The sequence below is a fragment of the Pseudomonas avellanae BPIC 631 genome (genome assembly GCF_000444135.1).
Taxonomy (GTDB): Bacteria; Pseudomonadota; Gammaproteobacteria; order Pseudomonadales; family Pseudomonadaceae; genus Aquipseudomonas; species Aquipseudomonas avellanae.
Genome location: NZ_ATDK01000241.1, coordinates 1 through 20,024, shown reverse-complemented (window position 1 = coordinate 20,024; position 20,024 = coordinate 1). Strand labels below are relative to the sequence as shown.

Genomic DNA, 20,024 nt, shown 5'->3' with positions numbered 1-20,024 from the left:
CACTGCAAAACGCAGGAGTATACCCGAGCGCTCGGGAGCATTGGATGGCTCGGACATCAGCGGTCGAAATTAACTGCAATTGGCCTGCGCGCTGGCGCCACGGACGCTCAAGGCCTAGAATCCAGCATCGTTTATTTTCAAGGTAGCGCTTCCATGTCCTTCGCTGAGCAATTAACCCGCCTGCAAGTCTTCCTCGATGCAGATGAACTGCACGAAGAAGCACTGGACTACGTGGCCGCGTATGGCTACCTGACCGCTTTGTCCATCTGTGCAGAAGACGTGCCGGAGCGCGAGTGGATCGACGCGCTGTTCTCCGAGCCGCCACAGTATTCCGACGTAGCGCAACAGACCGAAGTCGAAGCGACACTGGTTGCACTCAAGGCGCACATTGCCCGCCAACTGGCATCGGACGAAGAGTTCGAGCTGCCCTGCGACCTGGACCTGGGCGACGACCCGGATGATTCGGACCTGCGTGGCTGGTGCATCGGCTTCATGGAAGGCGTGTTTCTGCGTGAAAACGCCTGGTTTGAAAGCGCCGAAGAAGAAGTCAGCGAAATGCTCCTGCCGATCATGGTCGGTTCGGGGCTGTTCGACGAGCAACCTGAATTCGCCGACATCGCTCAGGACGCCAACCTGATGGACGACATGATCGTGCAGATCCCGGAAGCACTGACTGCCCTGTACCTGCTGTGCCAGGCACCGGACGAAAAACCGGCGATCCTCAAGCCCCGCCACCACTGAGTCAGCGCCTATGGCGCAAGACCCACCGCGCACCAGCCGTTTCGGGTGGGTGCGCTACCTGCTTATGGCCATTGGCTGGTTGAGCGTGGTGTTGGGCGTCATCGGGATATTCCTGCCGGTGCTGCCCACCACGCCCTTTCTGCTGCTGGCCGCCGCCTGCTTCGCCCGCAGCTCTCCGCGCTTCTACCACTGGCTGATCAACCACCCGCAGCTTGGCCCGTGGATTGCTGATTACCTTGAAGGCAACGGCATTCCGCTCAAGGGCAAGGTGTACGCAGTCGGCATGATGTGGCTGAGCATCGGCCTGTCGTGCTATCTGGTCGCCCAGCCCTGGGCACGAGCGTTCATGCTGACCAGCGCCGTGCTGGTGACGATTTATATCCTCAGGCAAAAGACGCGCCCGCCTCGCACATGAAGCGACTCAGGCGCGCTGCTGCTCAGGCGATCACTTCTTCTTGCACTTGGCAAAGGCCTTTTCCAGCGCTTCATTGATGGTGCGTAACACCTTGACCCTCGCCCAGCGTTTGTCATTGGCTTCGATCAGTGTCCACGGCGCAATCTCGGTGCTGGTGCGGTCCACCATGTCGCCGACGGCCTGACGATAATCGGGCCATTTCTTGCGGTTGCGCCAGTCGTCTTCGGTGATCTTGTAGCGCTTGAACGGGATCTTTTCGCGCTCTTGAAAACGCTCGAGCTGGGTCTGCTCGTCAATCGCCAGCCAGAACTTGACCACCACCACGCCGGCTTCGGTGAGCTGCTCTTCGAAATCGTTGATTTCGGCGTAGGCGCGTTTCCAGTCGGACTCGCTGCAAAAGCCTTCGACCCGCTCGACCAGCACCCGGCCGTACCACGAACGGTCGAAGATGGTGAACTTGCCGCGCGCCGGTATCTGTCGCCAGAAACGCCACAGATAAGGCTGCGCACGCTCATCCTGAGTCGGCGCGGCAATCGGCACAATAGCGTACTGACGCGGGTCCAGCGCCGCCGCGACCCGGCGAATTGCCCCACCTTTGCCAGCGGCGTCATTGCCTTCGAACACCGCCACCAGTGCGTGGCTTTTCATGCGCTTGTCGCGCAGGTTGCCGGACAGGCGCGCCTGCTCGGCGATCAGTTCTTGCTGGTAGTCTTCTTTGCTCAGGTGCAGGCTCAGGTCGAGGCTGTCGAGCAACGTACGTTCATCGTTATGGATCGCCAGCGGCCCTACCGTCAGCGCGCTGGACTCGGGTTCGACCTTGTTGAGCGCGGCCTGCATGCCTTCCAGCAGCAGGCGGCCGACGGTCAGGCTGCGGTAATTGGCGTCCACACCCTCAATCACATGCCAGGGCGCGTAGTCACGGCTGGTGCGGCGCAGGACTCGCTCGCCGAGCGCACAAACTTGTCGTAGGTCTTGGATTGTTGCCAGTCCAGCGGGCTGATGCGCCAGCTGTGCAACGGGTCGTCCTGGAGGGTCTTGAGGCGCAGCTTCATCTGTTTTTTAGACAGGTGAAACCAGAATTTGAAGATCAGCGCGCCTTCATCGCAGAGCATCTTTTCCAGGCGTTCGGCGCCACTGATGGCCTGATCGAGCACCGCGTCCTTGTACTGCCCATGCACGCGGCCCTGAAGCATCTGGCTGTACCAGTTACCAAAGAAAATCCCCATGCGCCCTTTGGCAGGCAGTTGTCGCCAGTAACGCCAGGCAGGCGGGTGGGCCAGTTCTTCGTCGGTCTGCTGATCGAAGGTGCGTACTTCTATCAAGCGCGGGTCCATCCATTCGCTGAGCAACTTGACCGTCTCGCCCTTGCCCGCGCCTTCTATGCCGTTGATCAGCACGATGATCTGCCGGCCGGCCTGCTCGTGCAGGTCTATCTGCGCCTCAAGCAACGCTTCGCGCAGCTCAGGCAAAGCGGCCTCGTAGGTGTCATCGTCAATGGCATGACCGATTTCAGCGGATTCAAACATTCACAACTCCTGATGAGTGATGGCTCAGTGACGCCCGATAGAGAGTGTGACCACCGATGACGGGCATCGGTCAATCCATGCAGTCTTGATAGCACTTTTATCTGCGCAGGCGGCTAAAATGCCGCCACTGCCTTTGCCGAGCCCGACATGACTATTACCCGCCACGCCCTGATCGACTGGGACGAACACGGCAACCCGCGTTCTCGCGACTTTTCCGATGTGTACTTTTCCACCGAATCCGGCCTGGACGAGACGCGCCATGTATTTCTGGTGCAGAACGACCTGCGTCGGCGGTTCACCGAATTGCCAACTGGCGAACGGTTGATCATTGGCGAAACCGGTTTTGGCACCGGGCTGAATTTTCTTTGTGCCTGGCAGCTGTTCAATGAGTGCGCGCCGGTTGGTGCGCGCCTGCATTTTGTCAGTGTCGAAAAGTACCCGCTGAGCCAGGGCGACCTGCAACGTGCTCTGGTGTTGTGGCAGGAGCTGTCACGTTTTGCCGATCAACTGCTCGAGCAGTACGTGGCGATACATGAAGGCTTTCAGCGCCTGGTATTCGATAACGGCCGTGTGACCCTGACGCTGCTGATCGGCGATGCGCTGCAGATGCTGCCGCAGCTGGACGGGCAGATTGATGCGTGGTTTCTCGACGGGTTTGCACCAGCGAAAAATCCGGAAATGTGGACTCCCGAGCTGTTCGCCGAACTGGCGCGACTGTCCACACCGGGCACCACCATTGGCACCTTCACCAGCACCGGCTGGGTGCGGCGTTCGCTGAACGCGGCGGGTTTCAAGATGAAGCGGGTGCCGGGCATCGGGCATAAATGGGAAGTGCTGCGCGGTGCTTTTATCGCCTGGCCGGAGGGCGTCACATCGGTGCCTTCCGCCAAGCCCTGGTTCGCCCGTCCCACTCCGCTTGCAGGCGAGCGCAAGGCGCTGGTGATCGGCGCCGGGCTGGCCGGTTGCGCCACGGCGCAGAGCCTGGCGCAACGTGGCTGGCAGGTCAGCCTGCTGGAGCGTCACGCGGCACCCGCGCAAGAAGCCTCAGGCAACCCGCAGGGCGTGCTGTACTTGAAACTGTCAGCGCACGGTACGGCGTTGTCACAGTTGATTCTCAGTGGTTTTGGCCACACGCGCAGGCAGCTTGAACGCTTGCAGCGGGGTGTCGAGTGGGACGCATGCGGCGTGCTGCAACTGACCTTCGACGACAAGGAAGCACTGCACCAGCAGCAATTGGCCGAGGCCTTTCCCGAATCGCTGCTGCACTTGCTGGATCAGCCCGCCGCCGAGTTGCAGAGCGGCATTGCGCTGAACAGCGGCGGTCTGTTTTACCCTGAGTGCGGCTGGGTGCATCCGCCAGCGTTGTGTCACGCGCAGATCCAGCACGCGAATATCCGACTGATCGCCCATCATCATGCGCTGGAACTGCGACGTGTCAATGATCAGTGGCAGGTGTGGAGTGACGCGCAGCTGATCGACAGCGCGCCTGTCGTGGTGCTGGCCGGGGCGGCGGACATCAAGCAGTTTTCGCAGAGTGCCGAGCTGCCGCTCAAACGCATTCGCGGGCAGATCACCAGCCTGCCGCAGACCGGGGCGAGCGCTGCGTTGCGCACGGTGGTGTGCGCGGAGGGTTATGTGGCTCCGGCGCGTCTGGGTGAACACACGCTAGGCGCCAGCTTTGATTTCAACAGTGTCGATTTGACCCCCAACGTGGCGGATCACCTTGGCAATCTGGCGTTGTTGCAGGAAATCTCCGCAGACCTGGCGTCTCGCCTTGAGGCCGCTGATAGGCCGCCCGAGCAATTACAGGGACGTGCGGCGTTTCGTTGCACCAGTCCGGATTACCTGCCCATCGTCGGCCCGCTGGCAGACCGCGAGGCGTTCGTTCAGGCTTATGCTGCACTGGGCAAGGACGCGCGCCAGGTGCCGGATATCGCCTGCCCGTGGCTGGACGGCCTGTACGTCAACAGCGGCCATGGTTCACGCGGGCTGATCACCGCGCCGCTGTGCGCCGAACTGATCGCCGCCTGGCTCGATAACGAACCCCTGCCCTTGCCGCGCAGCGTTGCCGAAGCCTGTCACCCTAACCGGTTTGCCCTGCGAGGGTTGATTCGCGGCGGCGGGAAGTAGCCTGACAAGCAGGACCAACGTGGAGCATCGCACGATAGTTGAGATTATCGTTCCCTGCGCTCCAGCGTGGGAATGCAGCTCTCGACGCTCTGCGTCGCAAAAGAGGACGCGGAGCGTCCGGAACGGCATACGACGCGGAGCGTCGCACGATATTTCCTACGAGCACGCGCTCAGGCGCTACTCTTTTAACTCAGTCAGAACCATTGAGCCGCTCATGCTGCAAGTGCGAAACGTATTCAAGCGCTACACCACGGCACAGGGGCCGCTGAATGTATTAAGGGGCGTGGACCTGCACCTGACACAGGGCGAAAGCCTGGCGTTGATGGGCGAATCCGGCAGTGGCAAGAGCACATTGCTGCATCTGGTCGCGGGCCTTGATCAGGTCGATGACGGCAGCATCGAGATTGCCGGCCAACGCCTGGACCTGATGAACGAAAGCCAGTTGGCGAACTGGCGGCGTACCGAAATCGGCCTGGTGTTTCAGCAGTTCAACCTGATCGGCAGCCTGAAAATAGCTGACAATCTGGCGTTCCAGGCACGACTGGCCGGGCGTTTCGATGCGCTCTGGCAGACGCACTTGATCGAACGTCTGGGGCTGGGCACGCTGCTGGATCGTTATCCCGAGCAACTGTCCGGCGGACAACAGCAGCGGGTAGCGATAGGTCGCGCCCTCGCTTCACGGCCCAGCCTGCTGCTGGCTGACGAGCCCACCGGAAATCTCGATGAGACTACCAGTGACGAAGTGCTGCAATTGTTGCTGGATGTGCTCGCCGACAGCCCCACCAGCCTGTTGATGGTCACCCACAGCCCGCGGGTCGCTGACCGACTGGCGCGCAAAGTGGTGCTGCATCTCGGTCGTCTGGCAGTCGAAGGCGAGCGCTGATGCGAGTTTTCTACTGGACCCTGCGCGCATTACTGAGCCACTGGCGACGTCATCCCGTGCAATTTTTCAGCGTGCTGACCGGTTTGTGGCTGGCCACCGCACTGCTGACCGGCGTGCAGGCGCTCAATAGTCAGGCACGGGAAAGCTACCAGCGTGCCAGCCAGTTGATTGGCGGCGAGCCGCAGACCAGCATCGCAGCGCCCGACGGCGGGCTGTTTGCTCAGGAACTGTACATACAGCTGCGCCGTGAAGGCTGGCCGGTGTCGCCAGTCATACGCGGACGAATCACGCTCAAGGGGCTGGAAGGCCAGCGCTTGCAATTGCTCGGCATCGAGCCGCTGACGTTGCCGAACAGCACACTGGCCGGACAGACACTGGACTCCGATCAGGTCGTTGATTTTCTCACCCCGCCGGGAGCGACCTGGGTATCACCGCAGACCCTTGAGTCGCTGGGGCTTGAAGAGGGCCGGCAGCCACTGGGCGAAAATGGCGTTGCCTTGCCGCCGCTGCGCGTCAAACCCGATATGGCCCCCGGCGTGCTACTCACTGACATCGGCTTTGCTCAAGCATTGCTCGGCCAGCCCGATGAATTGTCCAGCTTGCTGCTGCACAAGGACTTCGCGGCGCGCAACCCACAGTTGCCGCCAGCGCTGAACGGTCAGTTGGTCATCCGCAAGACGGACGAAGAAAACAACCTGCAACGGCTGACAGAAAGCTTTCACCTGAACCTGAGCGCCTTGGGCGTTCTGTCGTTCGGAGTGGGCCTGTTTATCGTACACGCTGCCATTGGCCTGACACTGGAACAACGCCGCGGCCTGCTGCGTAACCTGCGTGCCTGTGGTGTCAGTGCGCGAATGCTGATCACGGCCCTTAGCATCGAACTGGGCGCCATGGCCCTGCTCGGGGGTCTGCTGGGTGTGGTCAGCGGCTACTTGCTGGCCAGCTTGTTGCTGCCGGATGTCGTGGCCAGTTTGCGCGGTCTTTACGGGGCCGAAGTCGCTGGCCAACTGAACCTCAGCCTGTGGTGGTGGCTCAGCGGCATCGGGCTGAGCCTGCTTGGCGCTTTGCTGGCCGGTATCAACAGCCTGTTGCGTGCGGCACGCCTGCCCCTGCTTGCCTTGGCAGATGCCCATGCATGGCAGCAGGCCCACGCACGCTGGCTGCGGCGACAAGCGTGGGTTGCAGCGGCCGGTGCGCTCGTCGCACTACTGGCTTTGCTGTTCGGCAACAGCCTGTTACTGGGTTTTGTATTGATGTCCGCCTTGTTATTCAGTGCAGGGCTCGGGCTACCGGTGCTGCTGGATGCCATGCTCGGCGGCCTGCTGACACGCAGTCGTTCGGTGCTGGGGCAATGGTTTCTGGCTGATTGCAGGCAGCAGCTGCCCGCGTTGAGCCTGGCATTGATGGCCTTGCTGCTCGCGATGGCGGCCAATATCGGCGTGGGCAGCATGACCTCGGGCTTTCGCCAGACGTTCAATAGCTGGCTGGAGCAGCGGCTGACTGCCGAGCTCTACGTCAGCCCGCAAGACCCGACGCAGGCTCAACCTTTACAAACCTGGCTGAGCCAGCAAGCGCACATCAGCGCAGTGATACCCAACTGGCAAGTAGCGGTACAGGTTCAGGGATGGCCCGCCGACCTGTTCGGCGTGGTTGATCACACCATCTACCGCCAGCACTGGGAACTGCTTGAATCAGTAAAGGGTGATCCGTGGAACCTTTTGCGTGACGGCGATACGGTGATGCTCAGCGAACAACTGGCACGCCGTCTCAAGCTCACGCTGAACGATACCTTGAACATCCCCGTGCCCAACGGCCAATGGACGCCGCGCATCGTCGGGATCTACGCCGACTATGGAAACCCTAAGGGCCATCTGCTGGTCAACGAAAAACATCTGCTTGCCCACTGGCCGCAACTGAGCCCGTTCCGTTTCAACCTGAGGGTCGATCAGGCCGCGATTCCGCCTCTGGTGAAGCAACTGCAAGACCGCTTTGCGCTCGACGACAATCACGTCATCGATCAGAGCCAGATCAAGCGTTGGTCAACCCAGATCTTCGAACGTACATTCTCAGCCACCGCCGCCCTCAATAGCCTGACGCTGGGCGTGGCTGGCGTGGCGCTATTCATCAGCCTGCTGACCCAGAGCCAGAGCCGCCTCGGGCAACTCGCCCCGTTGTGGGCGCTGGGTGTGACGCGACGGCAACTGATGTTGCTCAACCTGGGGCAAACCTGGCTGCTGGCCCTGTTGACGCTGGCATTCTCCATACCGCTGGGCCTGATGATCGCGTGGTGTCTGGATGCGGTGATCAATGTTCAGGCGTTTGGCTGGCGCCTGCCACTGCAAGTATTCCCACTGCAATTGCTGCAACTCATGTCACTGGCAATACTAGCCACCCTGCTGGCCTCGGCCTGGCCGCTGCTGAAGCTGTACCGCAGCCGCCCAGCGGATTTACTGAGGACCTTTACCAGTGAACATTAAGTGGCTGATGCCGTTGGCTATCGCATTGCTGCTCGCGGCCTGCGATGACAAACCGCAGCCCGAAAGCGGCTTCGCCGGGCTGGGCAATGCCGCCGACGCCTACACTCAGGTGACGCCGGGCCGGGTATTTTCCTTCCCCGAGGACCACGGCCAGCACCCTGGCTTTCGCATCGAATGGTGGTATGTCACGGCTACGCTGAAGGACGACGCTGGCCAGCAGTTCGGCGTGCAATGGACCCTGTTTCGCAGCGCCTTGCGACCCGGCGCGCAGCCGGCCAGCGGCTGGAATGAAGGCACGATCTGGCTGGGCCATGCGGCGGCAACGTCCAGCAACGGGCACTACGTGGCAGAGCGTTATGCTCGGGGTGGAATCGGCCAGGCGAACGTCACACTGGTGCCCTTCTCGGCCTGGATCGACGACTGGGCATTCACCAGTGATGCGCAAAACAACGACCCGCTCGCCATGATGCAACTGAAAGCCAGCGGCAAGGATTTCCGTTACGACCTGCAGCTTACCTCCAGCAAACCGCTGGTGTTACAGGGCGAACAAGGCTACAGCCAGAAATCCGAAGCAGGCCAGGCTTCCTACTATTACAGCCAGCCGTTCTTCGACGCCAAAGGCAGTGTGGTCATAGAAGGCAAAACCCATCAGGTCACCGGCAAAGCGTGGCTGGACCGGGAATGGAGCAGTCAGCCCCTGACCGCCAACCAGAGCGGCTGGGACTGGTTCTCCCTGCAACTGGCAGACGGCGACCGCCTGATGCTCTACCGCATCCGCTACAAGAACGGCACGCCCTACCTGACCGGCAACTGGATCAGCGCCGATGGCACGACCACATTGCTGCACGCCAGCGAGATCAGCCTTGAACCCCTGAACGAAACCTCGATCGGCGACCACAAGGTGCCCACCAGGTGGACAATCAGGATCCCCGGCAGAAACCTGAACATCACCACCCAGGCGCTGAACTCCAAGGCCTGGATGGGCACAAGCATCCCCTACTGGGAAGGCCCGGTGAGTTTCAGCGATAGCCAGGAGGGGGTTGGGTATCTGGAGATGACGGGGTATTGAGGCGTTTTCCAAAAGACCTGTGAGCATAAGCACCGAGCCGCACTCTCGCCCTTATAACTTTTTGATCTAAAACTACCCCGCCCTCACTGGGTCAGTTTCTGGGTGACTGCACTTTCTCAGTCACCTCCCCAACGGAAACCCGGTAAGGACTTATGTGCGGATTAGCAGGTGTATGACACCCCCGGTGTCTCGTTGCCGTTGACGTAAACACGGCGCGGGCCTCGGCCATCGCTGGGATAGTGAAAGCTGTCGGGCTTGGACATGGCAGACCTCTATAGCTATTTGCTTTGGCTGCGCTGGATCTGCGCATCCACCTGGTCAGCGCATGTGTCCAGCAGTTTGATGGCCTGATCTTTCAGCTCCCACACATCACCGTTCAGCCGCAGATCGGCCTCATCAGCGTTGATGCGCTCGCAGGGGATCAGCTCAGGGGGTTCGATTCGTACCGCTGACGTCTTTGTTACCAGCACCGGCTTTGCCGCGCAGGCCGTCAGGCAGAGGCTGAGCAGCCCAGTCACGAACAGGCTTGCTATCTGTCTTGAGCTTTTCAAAATCTTTCCTCGCCTTTTTGGCTTTGTCTTCGCTGGCCTTGATCCGCTGGTTCAGGTCTTTCTGATATGCAGCGTTACGCTGGGCCTCGGCCCGCAACGTGGTGATGGTGGCCTGGCTCTCGTTGTTGGCAGCGATGGCGTCGTTCTTGCTCTTGGTCTCCATCTGCATGGCACCACTGAGGGCAACGACGCGGTACTGCTGGATACCAACAAGCAACAGGCCCACAAGGCCGATGATGATTGCAGCGGCGATAGCCTTCATGTGATGTCCACCTTGCGGCCAATGAACCGTGTGACCAGCTCGCGTATGGCGGTAACGCCAAGAAAGCCGATGGTCCCACCAGCAGCCACTGACAGGCTTGGTGGCCAGGCCATCCACTCGATCAGGCTGGACGCAACCAGGCTCAACGCGCCACAGATCAACGCTTCAAAGCAGATGCGGCGTTTGCTGGTCTCTTTCGCGTCGTAGAGGATTCGCAGTAATGAGACGATGACGGCCATGATCGCGCCCTGCCAGAGTGGGTTAGATAGGGCCATCCAGACCTGCGCCCATAAGTCGGGGTTCTTTTCGGGCATGGTGCGCGTCCGGGTTCCGCCCTTTCGGGGGTTTAAAATAAAGACCGCTCAATGGCGGGTTCTGGGTTTGCCCAATGGGCAAGTTAGCGGCGGTAAAGGATTCCGCCGGGCTTGAGCTCTTTGCGCAGAATGTCGAGGACAGTTTCAGCAACCGGTTTGATTTTCTCGACCTGCCCAGCCATAGCCCTATGGAACCGGGAGGGTAATTCGGACACTCAAATAGTGCTTTTAGGATGGCTGGACAGCTTTTAAGCCAAAAGCCGTAACGGGAAAAATTCGAGGTATACATGAAGATAAACATGGCAACACCAGCGCTTGCTACTGTGCATTATCAAGACAACCATGCTCCACAAGCATCGAGCGCACCTCAGGCTGGGCATTCGGAAACGAGCCGAGAAATGCCTTTAGACTTAGCTCTAAAGCCAAGAAGCAGAGGGATACATCCGTTTCTAGTGTGCTGTTTTTGAAATAACTTACTTTTTCTGAACCGTCTCAAGCTTCGCGCGTGCTCTTTGGATTTTGTTCAAAATCCCTTCCCCCTTTGCGTTCCAGACGTACCGGGTCGGTTGAGCATTGCGCAACGCCATGAACGTTGTAATCGAACTCTCCAGCTCACGCACGGAGGAAAAGCTGCCGTCGCGCAGGTACACCGTGATGTCTCGAAAGAAGCGCTCAACCATATTCATCCAAGAGCTGGAGGTGGGTGTGAAATGAATATGAAAGCGTGGATGCTTTGCCAGCCAAGCCTTCACCGCAGCGTGTTTGTGGGTCGCGTAGTTGTCGACGATCAGATGCAACTGGAGGTGCTTGGGCGTTTCCTTATTGATTTTCTTGAGAAAGGCCAGCCATTCCTGATGCCGGTGCTTGCGCTCAATGCTGCTGATCAGCTTGCCCTGAAGATAATCCAGCGCAGCGAAGAGCGTGACCGTGCCGTGGCGAATGTAGTCATGGGATTTGGTCTGGATATGACCGATACCCAGAGGCAAGCCCGGTTGCGTCCTTTCCAGGGCTTGAACCTGGCTTTTCTCATCGCAGCACAGCACTAACGCCTTGTCTGGTGGCTCCAGATACAGCCCGATCACATCCCAGAATTTCTCCTCGAAATGCGGGTCGTTGGACAACTTGAATGTGCGAGTCAGGTGAGGCTTTAAATCATTGGCGGCCCATAGTTTATGGACGGTGGTCGAGGAAATCCCCGCCGCCTTTGCCATGCTACGACAACTCCAGCGCGGCATCTCCGATGCGGGGTCGGGTGACCTGCTCCAGGACGCGGCGAACCGTCTCGACAGGTAGCGGCGACTTGCGTCCACGCCCAGGTTCATCGACCAGTCCGTCCAGCCGACGTGTTTGGAAACGTTGACACCAGAGCGTGATCGTTGGGCGGGAAAAGCCCGTCAACCGTGCGATGTTATCTCGGGTTTCGCCTTCGGCAGCCAGTAGGATTATGCGTGCTCGCCGACCTTCTCGCTGAGGGATGGTGGCAGAGCGAACTCGCCGTTTTAGCTCGGTCTTTTCTTCAGGGCTAAGCGTGATATCCAGAGCGCTCACGGTAAGCTCTCCAAGGCTGGGATGACACCCGAAGTATAACTGAAAAACTTGGAAAGCTATTTCGCGAACAGCACACCAGCACTAATATTGGGTGATAAAGGGTGCGCACATTCTTCAAGCGTAAGTCAAGGAGGTAGTTCTACTAGGCACACAAACATCAATGATTTTGCGGTAGCTCCAAGAGATGTCAATAGAGACAATATCTGCACTGGCCTTTCCACTGAGTGGCTTTTAATGAGCAACTCCGGCAACGCACAATCACGAATGGACCACCTTGATTATCATGGAGCGGGGCAAAGTAACGGAGCACAGAGACATCAGGTCTTTAACAATACATTGGCCTCTGCACTTTCAAATGATGATGAAGCCCCGTTATTCACTGCCAGCACCGCCATTCTGGAAAATGCGGGTTTTTCATTACGTAGACGACCTAAAATTGTTGATGCATCAGGTGGTATTGCGCGAATGGCCCAGACAGTAGCAAGCGATGTGGCTCAGGCAGGCAGAAGGCATTTACTGAGCTTACGCTTTGGAAACCTTCAAGGTCATGGAATCGCTTGTTCTTGTGAAGGAGATCAGTTCAAGTTGTTCGATCCTCATCTTGGTGAGCTTCACTCATCCCGCAGTGCAGCACCTCAGATGCTTAAGGCTTTGATCGATTACTACGAGAGCTTGAATTACGATGTGGCTTGCGTAAACGAGTTTAGAGTTTCGTAACGTTGAAACGAAAGACCCCAGCGATTGGCTGAGGTCTAATTGTCATCGTGTCGCGCTGGTACAGCTGAACACCGTGCCATGGAAACAGAGCTATTCCATATGGACAACTCTTTTTTACGCCGCCGCTCGAACTCCCTCCAAATAGCAATCCACCCAGGCTGCACCGGCCTTGATCAACTCGCGGGCCTTGCCCTCGCTCATCGAATAGTGGCGACCGACCCGGATCGCTGGCCACTTGGCGCCGTAGTAGAACCAAACCATGTCGCCCATCTGCTGGTGACGGTTACATAGGCCAGCCACGGCGGCGTCCACAAGGCCAGCAAGCTCGTCGGTGATCACATACGACTTACCGGGCATCGGCATGGCATCTCGCATCAGGGCGAGCGTGGGCGAGGCGTAGCTGGGCACACCCATACCATCCATACGCCAATACCCCCACTGCTCCAGCATGTTTTCAGTTTCACCCAGCGGGCGGCGCAGCGTGTTGCGAGTCATCATGGTCAGTCCCCTGTGTAATTCGAGCCACCGGCACCGCGGCGGTTGTTCTGATATTCAGTGGCCGTCCCCCAGCCGCAGGAAAGGTGCCGTGCGGATCGTCACCAGCATCTTCGCCCAGGCTCTCAGTGATGAATTGATAGTGCGCAACCCGGCCGCATCAATACCCGCGACTCGAGGTGTGAAGCGCGAGATTGACCCGCTGACGCGCGAAGAGGCAGACGCATTGATTGACCAGCTCTACAAATCGACAAGCGGTTTGCAGGCCATCTACGCAGCATTTTCGAGTTTTCTTTCTACACGGGGATGCGTCCGGGCGAGGCGATGGCCCTGCGCTGGAGCGAGGTGGATACCCGCAAAAGATCGGCACGGGTATGCCGGCTTCGCATCTACGGGAAGATTCAGGAAAGGACAAAAACGAAGGTGGTGAGGGAAGTTTTATTGAACGATCGGGCCTTACATGCACTCGATAAGGCTAGGCCGCTGACGGAGCTGCGCTCTGATTACGTGTTTGCACCCGAAGGGAATGGGGACCGAGCAGAGCTTTTTATCCGCTCCGAGACAGGGCCAAAACGTTACTGGCTGAGCGCCATGCGGAAGGTGGGAATCAGAAGGCGCAGGATGTACGACACGCGCCACACCTACGCAACCATGTGCCTGATGTCCGGCATGAATCCGGCATTCATTGCCGCGCAACTTGGGCACAGCGTGCAGGTATTGTTGTCGACCTATGCGAAGTGGATCAGCTCGCCGAGCGACTGGGCAGAGCTTGAAAAGCTCAATATGAGTGAAAGTGGTACGAAATTGGTACGCACCGAAAGCCAGTAACGCCAAACACGCCGAAACACATAAGGTTTAGGACAAATGTGCGGATTAGCAGGTGAACTTCGTTTCGACCATCAACCAGCGGACCTTGCCGCTGTTGAACGCATTACCCATGAGCTGGCGCCTCGCGGCCCGGATGCGTGGGGTTTTCATAGCCAGGGGCCGATTGCCCTTGGGCATCGCCGTCTGAAAATCATGGACCTGTCGGATGGCTCGGCGCAGCCGATGATCGACAGCAACCTTGGGCTGTCGATGGCCTTCAACGGTGCGATCTACAACTTCCCCGAATTGCGTGCCGAGTTGGAAAGCCTTGGCTATCAGTTCCATTCCGGTGGCGACACCGAGGTGTTGCTCAAGGGCTACCACGCGTGGGGCGCAGAGATGCTGCCCAAGCTCAATGGCATGTTTGCCTTTGCCATCTGGGAGCGCGACAGCAAGCAGCTGTTTATTGCCCGTGACCGTCTCGGCGTAAAGCCGTTGTACCTGTCGAAAACCGACAAGCGCCTGCGCTTCGCGTCCTCGCTGCCTGCCCTGCTCAAGGGAGGTGATATCAGCGGGATGCTTGATCCGGTGGCGCTCAATCATTACCTCAACTTCCATGCTGTGGTGCCTGCACCGCGTACGCTGCTGGCCGGCGTCGAGAAGTTGCCGCCTGCCAGCTGGATGCGCATTGACGCCAGCGGCAAGGTTGAGCAGAAAGTCTGGTGGACCCTGCCTTATGGTCCCCACGAGGACGAGAAAAATCTTACGCTGGAAGACTGGCGCGACCGTGTACTGGACAGCACACGCGAAGCGGTGGCCATTCGTCAGCGTGCGGCGGTAGACGTCGGCGTGTTGCTTTCGGGCGGTGTCGATTCGAGCATGCTGGTCGGCCTGCTACGCGAAGTGGGTGTCGAGGACCTGTCAACCTTCTCCATCGGCTTCCAGGATGCCGGCGGCGAACGTGGTGATGAATTCCAGTACTCGGACCTGATCGCCAAGCATTACGGCACGCGTCACCATCAGTTGCGCATTCAGGAAAGCGAGATCATCGAGCAGTTGCCTGCGGCGTTCCGCGCCATGAGCGAACCAATGGTCAGCCACGACTGCATCGCCTTTTATCTGCTGTCGCGCGAAGTGGCCAAGCACTGCAAGGTCGTGCAGAGCGGCCAGGGCGCTGACGAGCTGTTTGCCGGTTATCACTGGTACCCGCAAGTCGATGGCGCAAGCGACCCGGTCGCGGCCTACCGTGACGCCTTTGTGGACCGCAGCTACGCCGAATACGCGGACACTGTTCAGCCAAAATGGCGCACGGCCAACGATGCAGCCGGTGATTTCGTTCGCGATCACTTCGCCCAGCCGGGTGCCAGCGCTGCGGTCGACAAGGCTTTGCGACTGGACAGCACGGTGATGCTGGTCGATGACCCGGTCAAACGTGTCGACAACATGACCATGGCCTGGGGCCTGGAAGCGCGTACGCCGTTTCTCGACTATCGTCTAGTCGAGCTGTCGGCCCGTATTCCCGGTAAGTTCAAGCTGCCCGATGGCGGCAAGCAAGTGCTGAAAGAAGCGGCGCGGCTGGTCATTCCATCAGAAGTGATCGACCGCAAGAAAGGCTACTTTCCGGTGCCCGGCCTCAAGCATTTGCAGGGCGATACGCTCAATTGGGTACGTGAACTGCTGACCGATCCGAGCCAGGACCGCGGCCTGTTCAACCCGACTATGGTCGACAAGCTGCTGACCAATCCCGAAGGCCAGCTCACGCCGCTGCGCGGCTCCAAGTTGTGGCAGTTGGCCGCGCTGAACCTGTGGCTCAGCGAACAAGGACTGTGATTGATGAAACAGAACGCGACGACTTATAGCCAACGCCTGTTGCGCGGACAGTCGCCCTCGTATGAACGTCTGCAAGCACGCCTCGCCGAAGATGGCAGCCAGATCGATGCAGAGCCGTTGGCCCTGCATTGTGGCTGGGGGCGCCTGCTGATCGGTCATACGTATCCTGACCCGGCAGCGCTGGCGCAGGACCTGCTTAACGAGAAAGCCGGCGAACGCGACATTGCCTTGTATGTGGCCGCGCCACAGCAGGTGCTGGCGCAAGCGCCGCAACAGTTGTTTCTCGACCCCTCGGACACGTTGCGTCTGTGGTTCAGCGACTACCGTCCGGCGCAGCGCGTGTTTCGCGGTTATCGTATCCGTCGGGCACACAACGAAGCCGACTGGCAGGCCATCAACAACCTGTACCTGGCGCGCGGCATGTTGCCCATCGACCCTGCCCTGCTCACCCCGCGTCATCAGGGCGGCCCGGTGTACTGGGTGGCCGAGGACGAAGGCAGCAACACGATCATCGGCAGTGTCATGGGCCTCAACCATCAAAAGGCGTTCAACGACCCGGAAAAAGGCAGCAGCCTGTGGTGCCTGGCGGTTGACCCGCAATGCACGCGCCCAGGTGTGGGTGAGGTGTTGGTTCGCCATCTGATCGAGCATTTCATGAGCCGTGGCCTGAGCTACCTTGATCTGTCGGTGCTGCATGACAACGAGCAGGCCAAGGCGCTGTACGCCAAGCTGAATTTTCGCAACCTGCCGACCTTCGCCATCAAGCGCAAGAACGGCATCAACGAATCGCTGTTCCTCGGCCCTGGCCCGCAGGCGGACTTCAATCCGTATGCGCGGATCATCGTCGAAGAGGCGCATCGTCGCGGTATTGACGTGCAGGTAGACGATGCCGATGCAGGGCTGTTCACACTCTGCTATGGCGGCCGTCGTATTCGCTGCCGGGAATCGTTGAGCGACCTGACCAGCGCGGTCAGCATGACCCTGTGCCAGGACAAGAGCCTGACTCATCGCGCGTTGAAAGCGGCCGGGCTGCGTTTGCCGGCGCAGCAGCGAGCGGGCGATGAGGCCGACAATCGCGCGTTTCTTGAAGAGCACAAGCAAGTTGTGGTCAAGCCGCTGGATGGCGAGCAAGGCCAAGGCGTCGCGGTTGACCTGCGCACACCTGAGGACGTGCAGAGCGCCATCGAGCAGGCGCGACAGTTCGATGCTCGCGTGATTCTGGAAAGTTTTCACGAGGGCCTGGACATGCGCATCGTGGTGATCGGCTTTCAGGTGGTGGCCGCGGCGATACGCCGCCCGGCAGAAATCATTGGCGATGGCCGTCACACCATCAAGCAATTGATCGAAGCGCAAAGCCGTCGCCGTGCTGCCGCGACCGATGGTGAAAGCCGTATCCCGATGGATCAGGAAACCGAGCGCACAGTGCGTGAGGCCGGTTTTGACTATGCCGATATCTTGCCGATGGATCAGCGCCTGGCCGTACGCCGCGCTGCCAACCTACACACCGGAGGCTGCCTGGAAGATGTCACGGCCATCTTGCACCCGGTACTCAGTGAGGCAGCGGTACGTGCTGCCCGAGCGCTGGATATTCCGGTGGTCGGCCTGGACCTGATGGTGCCTGCCGCCGACCAGCCCGAGTATGTGTTCATTGAAGCCAACGAGCGCGTCGGGCTGGCCAACCACGAACCGCAACCCACTGCCGAACGCTTCGTCGATCTGCTGTTTCCGCACAGCCTGCCTGTGCATATCTGATCGCAGCTGCGAGTAACAGGCTGCACACCGGGGCTTTGACCCTGGCAGCCTGTGGCTTGCAACTGCTCCATAAGGAGCATTCATGACCCCTGCAACCATTCCCGATCCGGATCTGAAATACCTGCAGAAAGTTCTGTTGGAAATGCTCGCGATCCCAAGCCCCACGGGCTTCACCGACACGATCGTGCGTTACGTGGCCGAGCGTCTGGAAGAACTGGGTATTCCGTTCGAACTGACCCGTCGCGGCACAATTCGCGCAACCCTCAAGGGTAAACAGAACAGCCCCGACCGCGCTGTATCCGCGCACCTGGACACCATTGGTGCCAGCGTTCGGGAGGTCAAAGACAATGGCCGCCTGGCGCTTGCCGCCGTCGGCTGCTGGTCCAGCCGGTTTGCCGAAGGCAGCCGGGTCAGTGTGTTCACAGACACCGGCGTGATCCGTGGCAGCGTGCTGCCATTGATGGCGTCCGGTCATGCCTTCAATACCGCTGTCGATGAAATGCCGATCAGTTGGGACCACATCGAGCTGCGCCTGGATGCCTACTGCACCACCCGCGCCGATTGCGAATCACTGGGCATTGGCATTGGTGACTTCGTGGCATTCGATCCGCTGCCGGAGTTCACCGAGAGCGGCCACATCAGCGCCCGCCATCTGGACGACAAAGCGGGTGTTGCCGCGCTGCTGGCGGCGCTCAAGTCGATCGTCGAAAGCGGTGCCGAGCCGCTGATCGACTGCCATCCGCTGTTCACCATCACCGAAGAAACCGGCACCGGTGCAGCGGGCGTGCTGCCTTGGGACGTGAGCGAGTTCGTCGGCATCGACATTGCACCGGTCGCACCGGGCCAGCACTCAAGCGAGCATGCGGTGAGCGTGGCGATGCAGGACTCGGGCGGCCCTTATGATTACCACCTGTCTCGTCATTTGCTGCGTCTGGGCGTGGAAAACGAGCTGCCGGTCCGTCGCGACCTGTTCCGCTACTACTACAGCGATGCGCATTCTGCGGTGACGTCGGGGCATGATATTCGTACCGCCCTGCTGGCTTTTGGCTGCGACGCAACCCACGGTTATGAACGCACCCACATCGACAGCCTGGCCGCGCTCAGCAAACTGCTTGGCGCGTACATCCTCAGCCCGCCAGTGTTCGCCAGCGATGCCAAACCGGCGCAGAGTTCACTGGAGCGGTTCAGTCACCAGATTGAACATGACGCGCAGATGGAGTCCGACACCCGCGTGCCGCCGGTGGACAGCCTGATCGGGCAGAATCGCGAGGAGAGTTAAGGCCCCGTGAATTGAATTGCGGTGCCTGGCACCGCAGTTCTATCATCGCCGCTCATCGACAAGAGAACCGCCATGCTTATCCCCTACGATCAACTGGAACCTGACACCCTCACCCGCCTGATCGAGGACTTTGTCACCCGCGAGGGCACTGACAACGGCGACGAAACGCCCCTGCAAACCCGTGTACTGCGCGTCAGGCATGCGCTGACCAAAGGTCAGGCGGTGATCTTTTTCGACCTCGAGAGCCAGCAATGTCAGTTGATGCTCAAGCACGATGTGCCCAAGGAATTTTTTGACTGAGGTTATGGCTGCGTCTGCGCGGCCTGTTGCGAAAGTTTGTTGGCGATTCGCTTGTACACCTCGGCCCGGTGAACCTTGATGTCCTTGGGCGCACTGATGCCCAGTCGGACCTGATTGCAGTTCACGCCCAGAATCTGCACGGTGATGTCATCACCGATGGAAAACGTTTCGCCAATGTCCCGCGTCAATACCAGCATGTGTCCTACCTCTTCGTTACGCAAAAGAGGCAGGGTGCATCGCAAGCGAGGGGGCTTCAATGCGCGGGTGGCAAATCAGTAACGTCCTGCAACCGCATCAGAAAAGACTGAAGGAAATGTCTTACTTTCCAGTCAAATCTGTAGGAAATGTCGCTGCTGACTGACCGTTTCAGGGCGCTGACCAGCGCGGCCCCAGCAGAATGATCGTCGCGCCGATCACGCAAAACGCCAGCCCCAGCCAATCGGTGCCCAGCGGCCTGACCCGTTCGACCAGCCCCAGCCAGGCAATCGACGCCACAATGTAAATCCCGCCATACGCCGCATAGGCTCGCCCGGCATAAGCCGCTTCCACACGCGTCAACAGCAAGGCGAACACCGTCAGGCTGATCAGCGCCGGAATCACCCACAGCGCACTTTTACCCTGACGCAGCCAGAGCCAGAAAGCGTAGCAGCCAGCGATTTCGAACAGGGCGGCGAGGAAAAACCACAGGTAATTGAGCATGAAAGGTTCTCGGGACAGGGCTGAGCGATGCGCGCAACCCTATCAGAAAACTGTGCGGTCATGACCGAGATGGCTTCTGCCCGGTGGGCGCTATCGTACGATGCTCCGCGTCGCGGACTGCATTCCCACGCTGGAGCGTAGAGAACGATCATCTTAACGACCACTATCGTGCGGCGCTCCGCGTCGCATGCCGTTCTGGACGCTCCGCGTCCTCTTTGACGACGCAGAG

General features: G+C 59.5%; 17 protein-coding genes and 2 pseudogenes. 12 read left to right on the top strand and 7 right to left on the bottom strand.

The genetic code is table 11. The features are described 5' to 3' along the window. Nucleotides 1–153: 153 nt before the first annotated feature. Both DW49_RS0112980 and DW49_RS0112975 read left to right on the top strand, forming a co-directional pair. Nucleotides 154–741 carry a UPF0149 family protein gene (locus DW49_RS0112980; RefSeq protein ID WP_005616308.1) on the top strand — a complete coding sequence of 196 codons (588 nt, stop codon included), beginning with the start codon at nucleotides 154–156 and terminating at the stop codon, nucleotides 739–741. A 10-nt stretch (nucleotides 742–751) separates the two neighbouring features. Further along, nucleotides 752–1,156, top strand: a complete 405-nt coding sequence (locus tag DW49_RS0112975; RefSeq protein WP_005616307.1) for a YbaN family protein — start codon at nucleotides 752–754, stop codon at nucleotides 1,154–1,156. A 30-nt stretch (nucleotides 1,157–1,186) separates the two neighbouring features. Here the strand turns inward: DW49_RS0112975 and pap are convergent. After that, nucleotides 1,187–2,682 (bottom strand): annotated as a pseudogene (pap, locus tag DW49_RS01000000128320) (polyphosphate:AMP phosphotransferase). Between the two features lie 147 nt (nucleotides 2,683–2,829). Between pap and mnmC the strand changes: the two are divergent. The 4 genes from mnmC (at nucleotide 2,830) to DW49_RS0112950 (ending at nucleotide 9,241) form a co-directional block, all read left to right on the top strand. Beyond that, a complete protein-coding gene (mnmC, locus tag DW49_RS0112965) occupies nucleotides 2,830–4,812 on the top strand; it encodes a bifunctional tRNA (5-methylaminomethyl-2-thiouridine)(34)-methyltransferase MnmC2/FAD-dependent 5-carboxymethylaminomethyl-2-thiouridine(34) oxidoreductase MnmC1 (protein ID WP_005616305.1) in 1,983 nt (660 codons plus the stop codon). A 214-nt stretch (nucleotides 4,813–5,026) separates the two neighbouring features. Then, nucleotides 5,027–5,695: an ABC transporter ATP-binding protein gene (locus DW49_RS0112960; RefSeq protein WP_005616303.1), complete on the top strand. Its 669-nt coding sequence runs from the start codon at nucleotides 5,027–5,029 to the stop codon at nucleotides 5,693–5,695. Continuing rightward, nucleotides 5,695–8,172: an ABC transporter permease gene (locus tag DW49_RS0112955; protein WP_005616302.1), complete on the top strand. Its 2,478-nt coding sequence runs from the start codon at nucleotides 5,695–5,697 to the stop codon at nucleotides 8,170–8,172. Before DW49_RS0112960 ends, DW49_RS0112955 begins: the two co-directional genes overlap by 1 nt. Beyond that, on the top strand, nucleotides 8,162–9,241 hold the full coding sequence (locus DW49_RS0112950) for a lipocalin-like domain-containing protein (RefSeq protein WP_005616300.1): 1,080 nt from the start codon (nucleotides 8,162–8,164) through the stop codon (nucleotides 9,239–9,241). Before DW49_RS0112955 ends, DW49_RS0112950 begins: the two co-directional genes overlap by 11 nt. 426 nt (nucleotides 9,242–9,667) lie before the next feature. On the opposite strand, the gene DW49_RS0112940 is transcribed toward DW49_RS0112950, so the two are convergent. The 3 genes and pseudogenes from DW49_RS0112940 to DW49_RS01000000128315 form a co-directional block, all read right to left on the bottom strand. Continuing rightward, complete coding sequence (locus DW49_RS0112940; protein ID WP_005616298.1) at nucleotides 9,668–10,054, bottom strand: hypothetical protein; 387 nt, start codon at nucleotides 10,052–10,054, stop codon at nucleotides 9,668–9,670. Continuing rightward, complete coding sequence (locus DW49_RS0112935; protein WP_024421276.1) at nucleotides 10,051–10,368, bottom strand: phage holin, lambda family; 318 nt, start codon at nucleotides 10,366–10,368, stop codon at nucleotides 10,051–10,053. The genes DW49_RS0112940 and DW49_RS0112935 overlap by 4 nt, the downstream gene beginning before the upstream one ends. Before the next feature lie 473 nt (nucleotides 10,369–10,841). Continuing rightward, nucleotides 10,842–11,916: pseudogene (locus DW49_RS01000000128315) on the bottom strand (IS630 family transposase). A 48-nt stretch (nucleotides 11,917–11,964) separates the two neighbouring features. Between DW49_RS01000000128315 and DW49_RS1000000130110 the strand changes: the two are divergent. Beyond that, nucleotides 11,965–12,633 carry a YopT-type cysteine protease domain-containing protein gene (locus tag DW49_RS1000000130110; protein WP_161780198.1) on the top strand — a complete coding sequence of 223 codons (669 nt, stop codon included), beginning with the start codon at nucleotides 11,965–11,967 and terminating at the stop codon, nucleotides 12,631–12,633. Between the two features lie 114 nt (nucleotides 12,634–12,747). Here the strand turns inward: DW49_RS1000000130110 and DW49_RS0112920 are convergent, their stop codons facing one another. Further along, nucleotides 12,748–13,131: an antiterminator Q family protein gene (locus tag DW49_RS0112920; RefSeq protein ID WP_005616291.1), complete on the bottom strand. Its 384-nt coding sequence runs from the start codon at nucleotides 13,129–13,131 to the stop codon at nucleotides 12,748–12,750. A gap of 321 nt (nucleotides 13,132–13,452) precedes the next feature. On the opposite strand from DW49_RS0112920, the gene DW49_RS1000000133670 reads away from it, so the two are divergent. The 5 genes from DW49_RS1000000133670 to DW49_RS0112895 all read left to right on the top strand — a co-directional run bounded on the left by DW49_RS1000000133670 (nucleotide 13,453) and on the right by DW49_RS0112895 (nucleotide 19,096). Next, entirely contained in the window at nucleotides 13,453–13,956 is a 504-nt protein-coding gene (locus DW49_RS1000000133670) for a tyrosine-type recombinase/integrase (protein WP_229687533.1), read from the top strand. Between the two features lie 36 nt (nucleotides 13,957–13,992). Further along, nucleotides 13,993–15,765 carry an N-acetylglutaminylglutamine amidotransferase gene (locus DW49_RS0112910; RefSeq protein WP_005616289.1) on the top strand — a complete coding sequence of 591 codons (1,773 nt, stop codon included), beginning with the start codon at nucleotides 13,993–13,995 and terminating at the stop codon, nucleotides 15,763–15,765. Between the two features lie 3 nt (nucleotides 15,766–15,768). Then, nucleotides 15,769–17,517 carry an N-acetylglutaminylglutamine synthetase gene (ngg, locus tag DW49_RS0112905; RefSeq protein ID WP_005616287.1) on the top strand — a complete coding sequence of 583 codons (1,749 nt, stop codon included), beginning with the start codon at nucleotides 15,769–15,771 and terminating at the stop codon, nucleotides 17,515–17,517. Between the two features lie 82 nt (nucleotides 17,518–17,599). Next, nucleotides 17,600–18,796: an osmoprotectant NAGGN system M42 family peptidase gene (locus tag DW49_RS0112900; protein WP_005616285.1), complete on the top strand. Its 1,197-nt coding sequence runs from the start codon at nucleotides 17,600–17,602 to the stop codon at nucleotides 18,794–18,796. Nucleotides 18,797–18,868: 72 nt separating this feature from the next. Next, nucleotides 18,869–19,096 carry a YheU family protein gene (locus DW49_RS0112895; RefSeq protein ID WP_004879420.1) on the top strand — a complete coding sequence of 76 codons (228 nt, stop codon included), beginning with the start codon at nucleotides 18,869–18,871 and terminating at the stop codon, nucleotides 19,094–19,096. 2 nt (nucleotides 19,097–19,098) lie between these two features. Here DW49_RS0112895 and csrA read toward each other — a convergent pair whose 3' ends face one another. Both csrA and DW49_RS0112885 read right to left on the bottom strand, forming a co-directional pair. Further along, nucleotides 19,099–19,293, bottom strand: a complete 195-nt coding sequence (gene csrA / locus DW49_RS0112890; RefSeq protein ID WP_005616279.1) for a carbon storage regulator CsrA — start codon at nucleotides 19,291–19,293, stop codon at nucleotides 19,099–19,101. 169 nt (nucleotides 19,294–19,462) lie between these two features. Beyond that, nucleotides 19,463–19,795 carry a YnfA family protein gene (locus tag DW49_RS0112885; protein ID WP_003381025.1) on the bottom strand — a complete coding sequence of 111 codons (333 nt, stop codon included), beginning with the start codon at nucleotides 19,793–19,795 and terminating at the stop codon, nucleotides 19,463–19,465. Between the last annotated feature and the right edge of the window lie 229 nt (nucleotides 19,796–20,024).

Bases quoted from the DNA above. Each gene is read 5' to 3' on its own strand.
- DW49_RS0112910 (WP_005616289.1), top strand. From the start codon at position 13,993: ATGTGCGGATTAGCAGGTGAACTTCGTTTCGACCATCAACCAGCGGAC.
- csrA (WP_005616279.1), bottom strand. From the start codon at position 19,293: ATGCTGGTATTGACGCGGGACATTGGCGAAACGTTTTCCATCGGTGAT.
- DW49_RS0112895 (WP_004879420.1), top strand. From the start codon at position 18,869: ATGCTTATCCCCTACGATCAACTGGAACCTGACACCCTCACCCGCCTG.
- DW49_RS1000000133670 (WP_229687533.1), top strand. From the start codon at position 13,453: ATGGCCCTGCGCTGGAGCGAGGTGGATACCCGCAAAAGATCGGCACGG.
- DW49_RS0112980 (WP_005616308.1), top strand. From the start codon at position 154: ATGTCCTTCGCTGAGCAATTAACCCGCCTGCAAGTCTTCCTCGATGCA.
- DW49_RS0112900 (WP_005616285.1), top strand. From the start codon at position 17,600: ATGACCCCTGCAACCATTCCCGATCCGGATCTGAAATACCTGCAGAAA.
- DW49_RS0112935 (WP_024421276.1), bottom strand. From the start codon at position 10,368: ATGCCCGAAAAGAACCCCGACTTATGGGCGCAGGTCTGGATGGCCCTA.
- DW49_RS0112920 (WP_005616291.1), bottom strand. From the start codon at position 13,131: ATGATGACTCGCAACACGCTGCGCCGCCCGCTGGGTGAAACTGAAAAC.
- DW49_RS0112940 (WP_005616298.1), bottom strand. From the start codon at position 10,054: ATGAAGGCTATCGCCGCTGCAATCATCATCGGCCTTGTGGGCCTGTTG.
- DW49_RS0112975 (WP_005616307.1), top strand. From the start codon at position 752: ATGGCGCAAGACCCACCGCGCACCAGCCGTTTCGGGTGGGTGCGCTAC.
- DW49_RS0112885 (WP_003381025.1), bottom strand. From the start codon at position 19,795: ATGCTCAATTACCTGTGGTTTTTCCTCGCCGCCCTGTTCGAAATCGCT.
- DW49_RS0112960 (WP_005616303.1), top strand. From the start codon at position 5,027: ATGCTGCAAGTGCGAAACGTATTCAAGCGCTACACCACGGCACAGGGG.
- DW49_RS0112955 (WP_005616302.1), top strand. From the start codon at position 5,695: ATGCGAGTTTTCTACTGGACCCTGCGCGCATTACTGAGCCACTGGCGA.
- ngg (WP_005616287.1), top strand. From the start codon at position 15,769: ATGAAACAGAACGCGACGACTTATAGCCAACGCCTGTTGCGCGGACAG.
- mnmC (WP_005616305.1), top strand. From the start codon at position 2,830: ATGACTATTACCCGCCACGCCCTGATCGACTGGGACGAACACGGCAAC.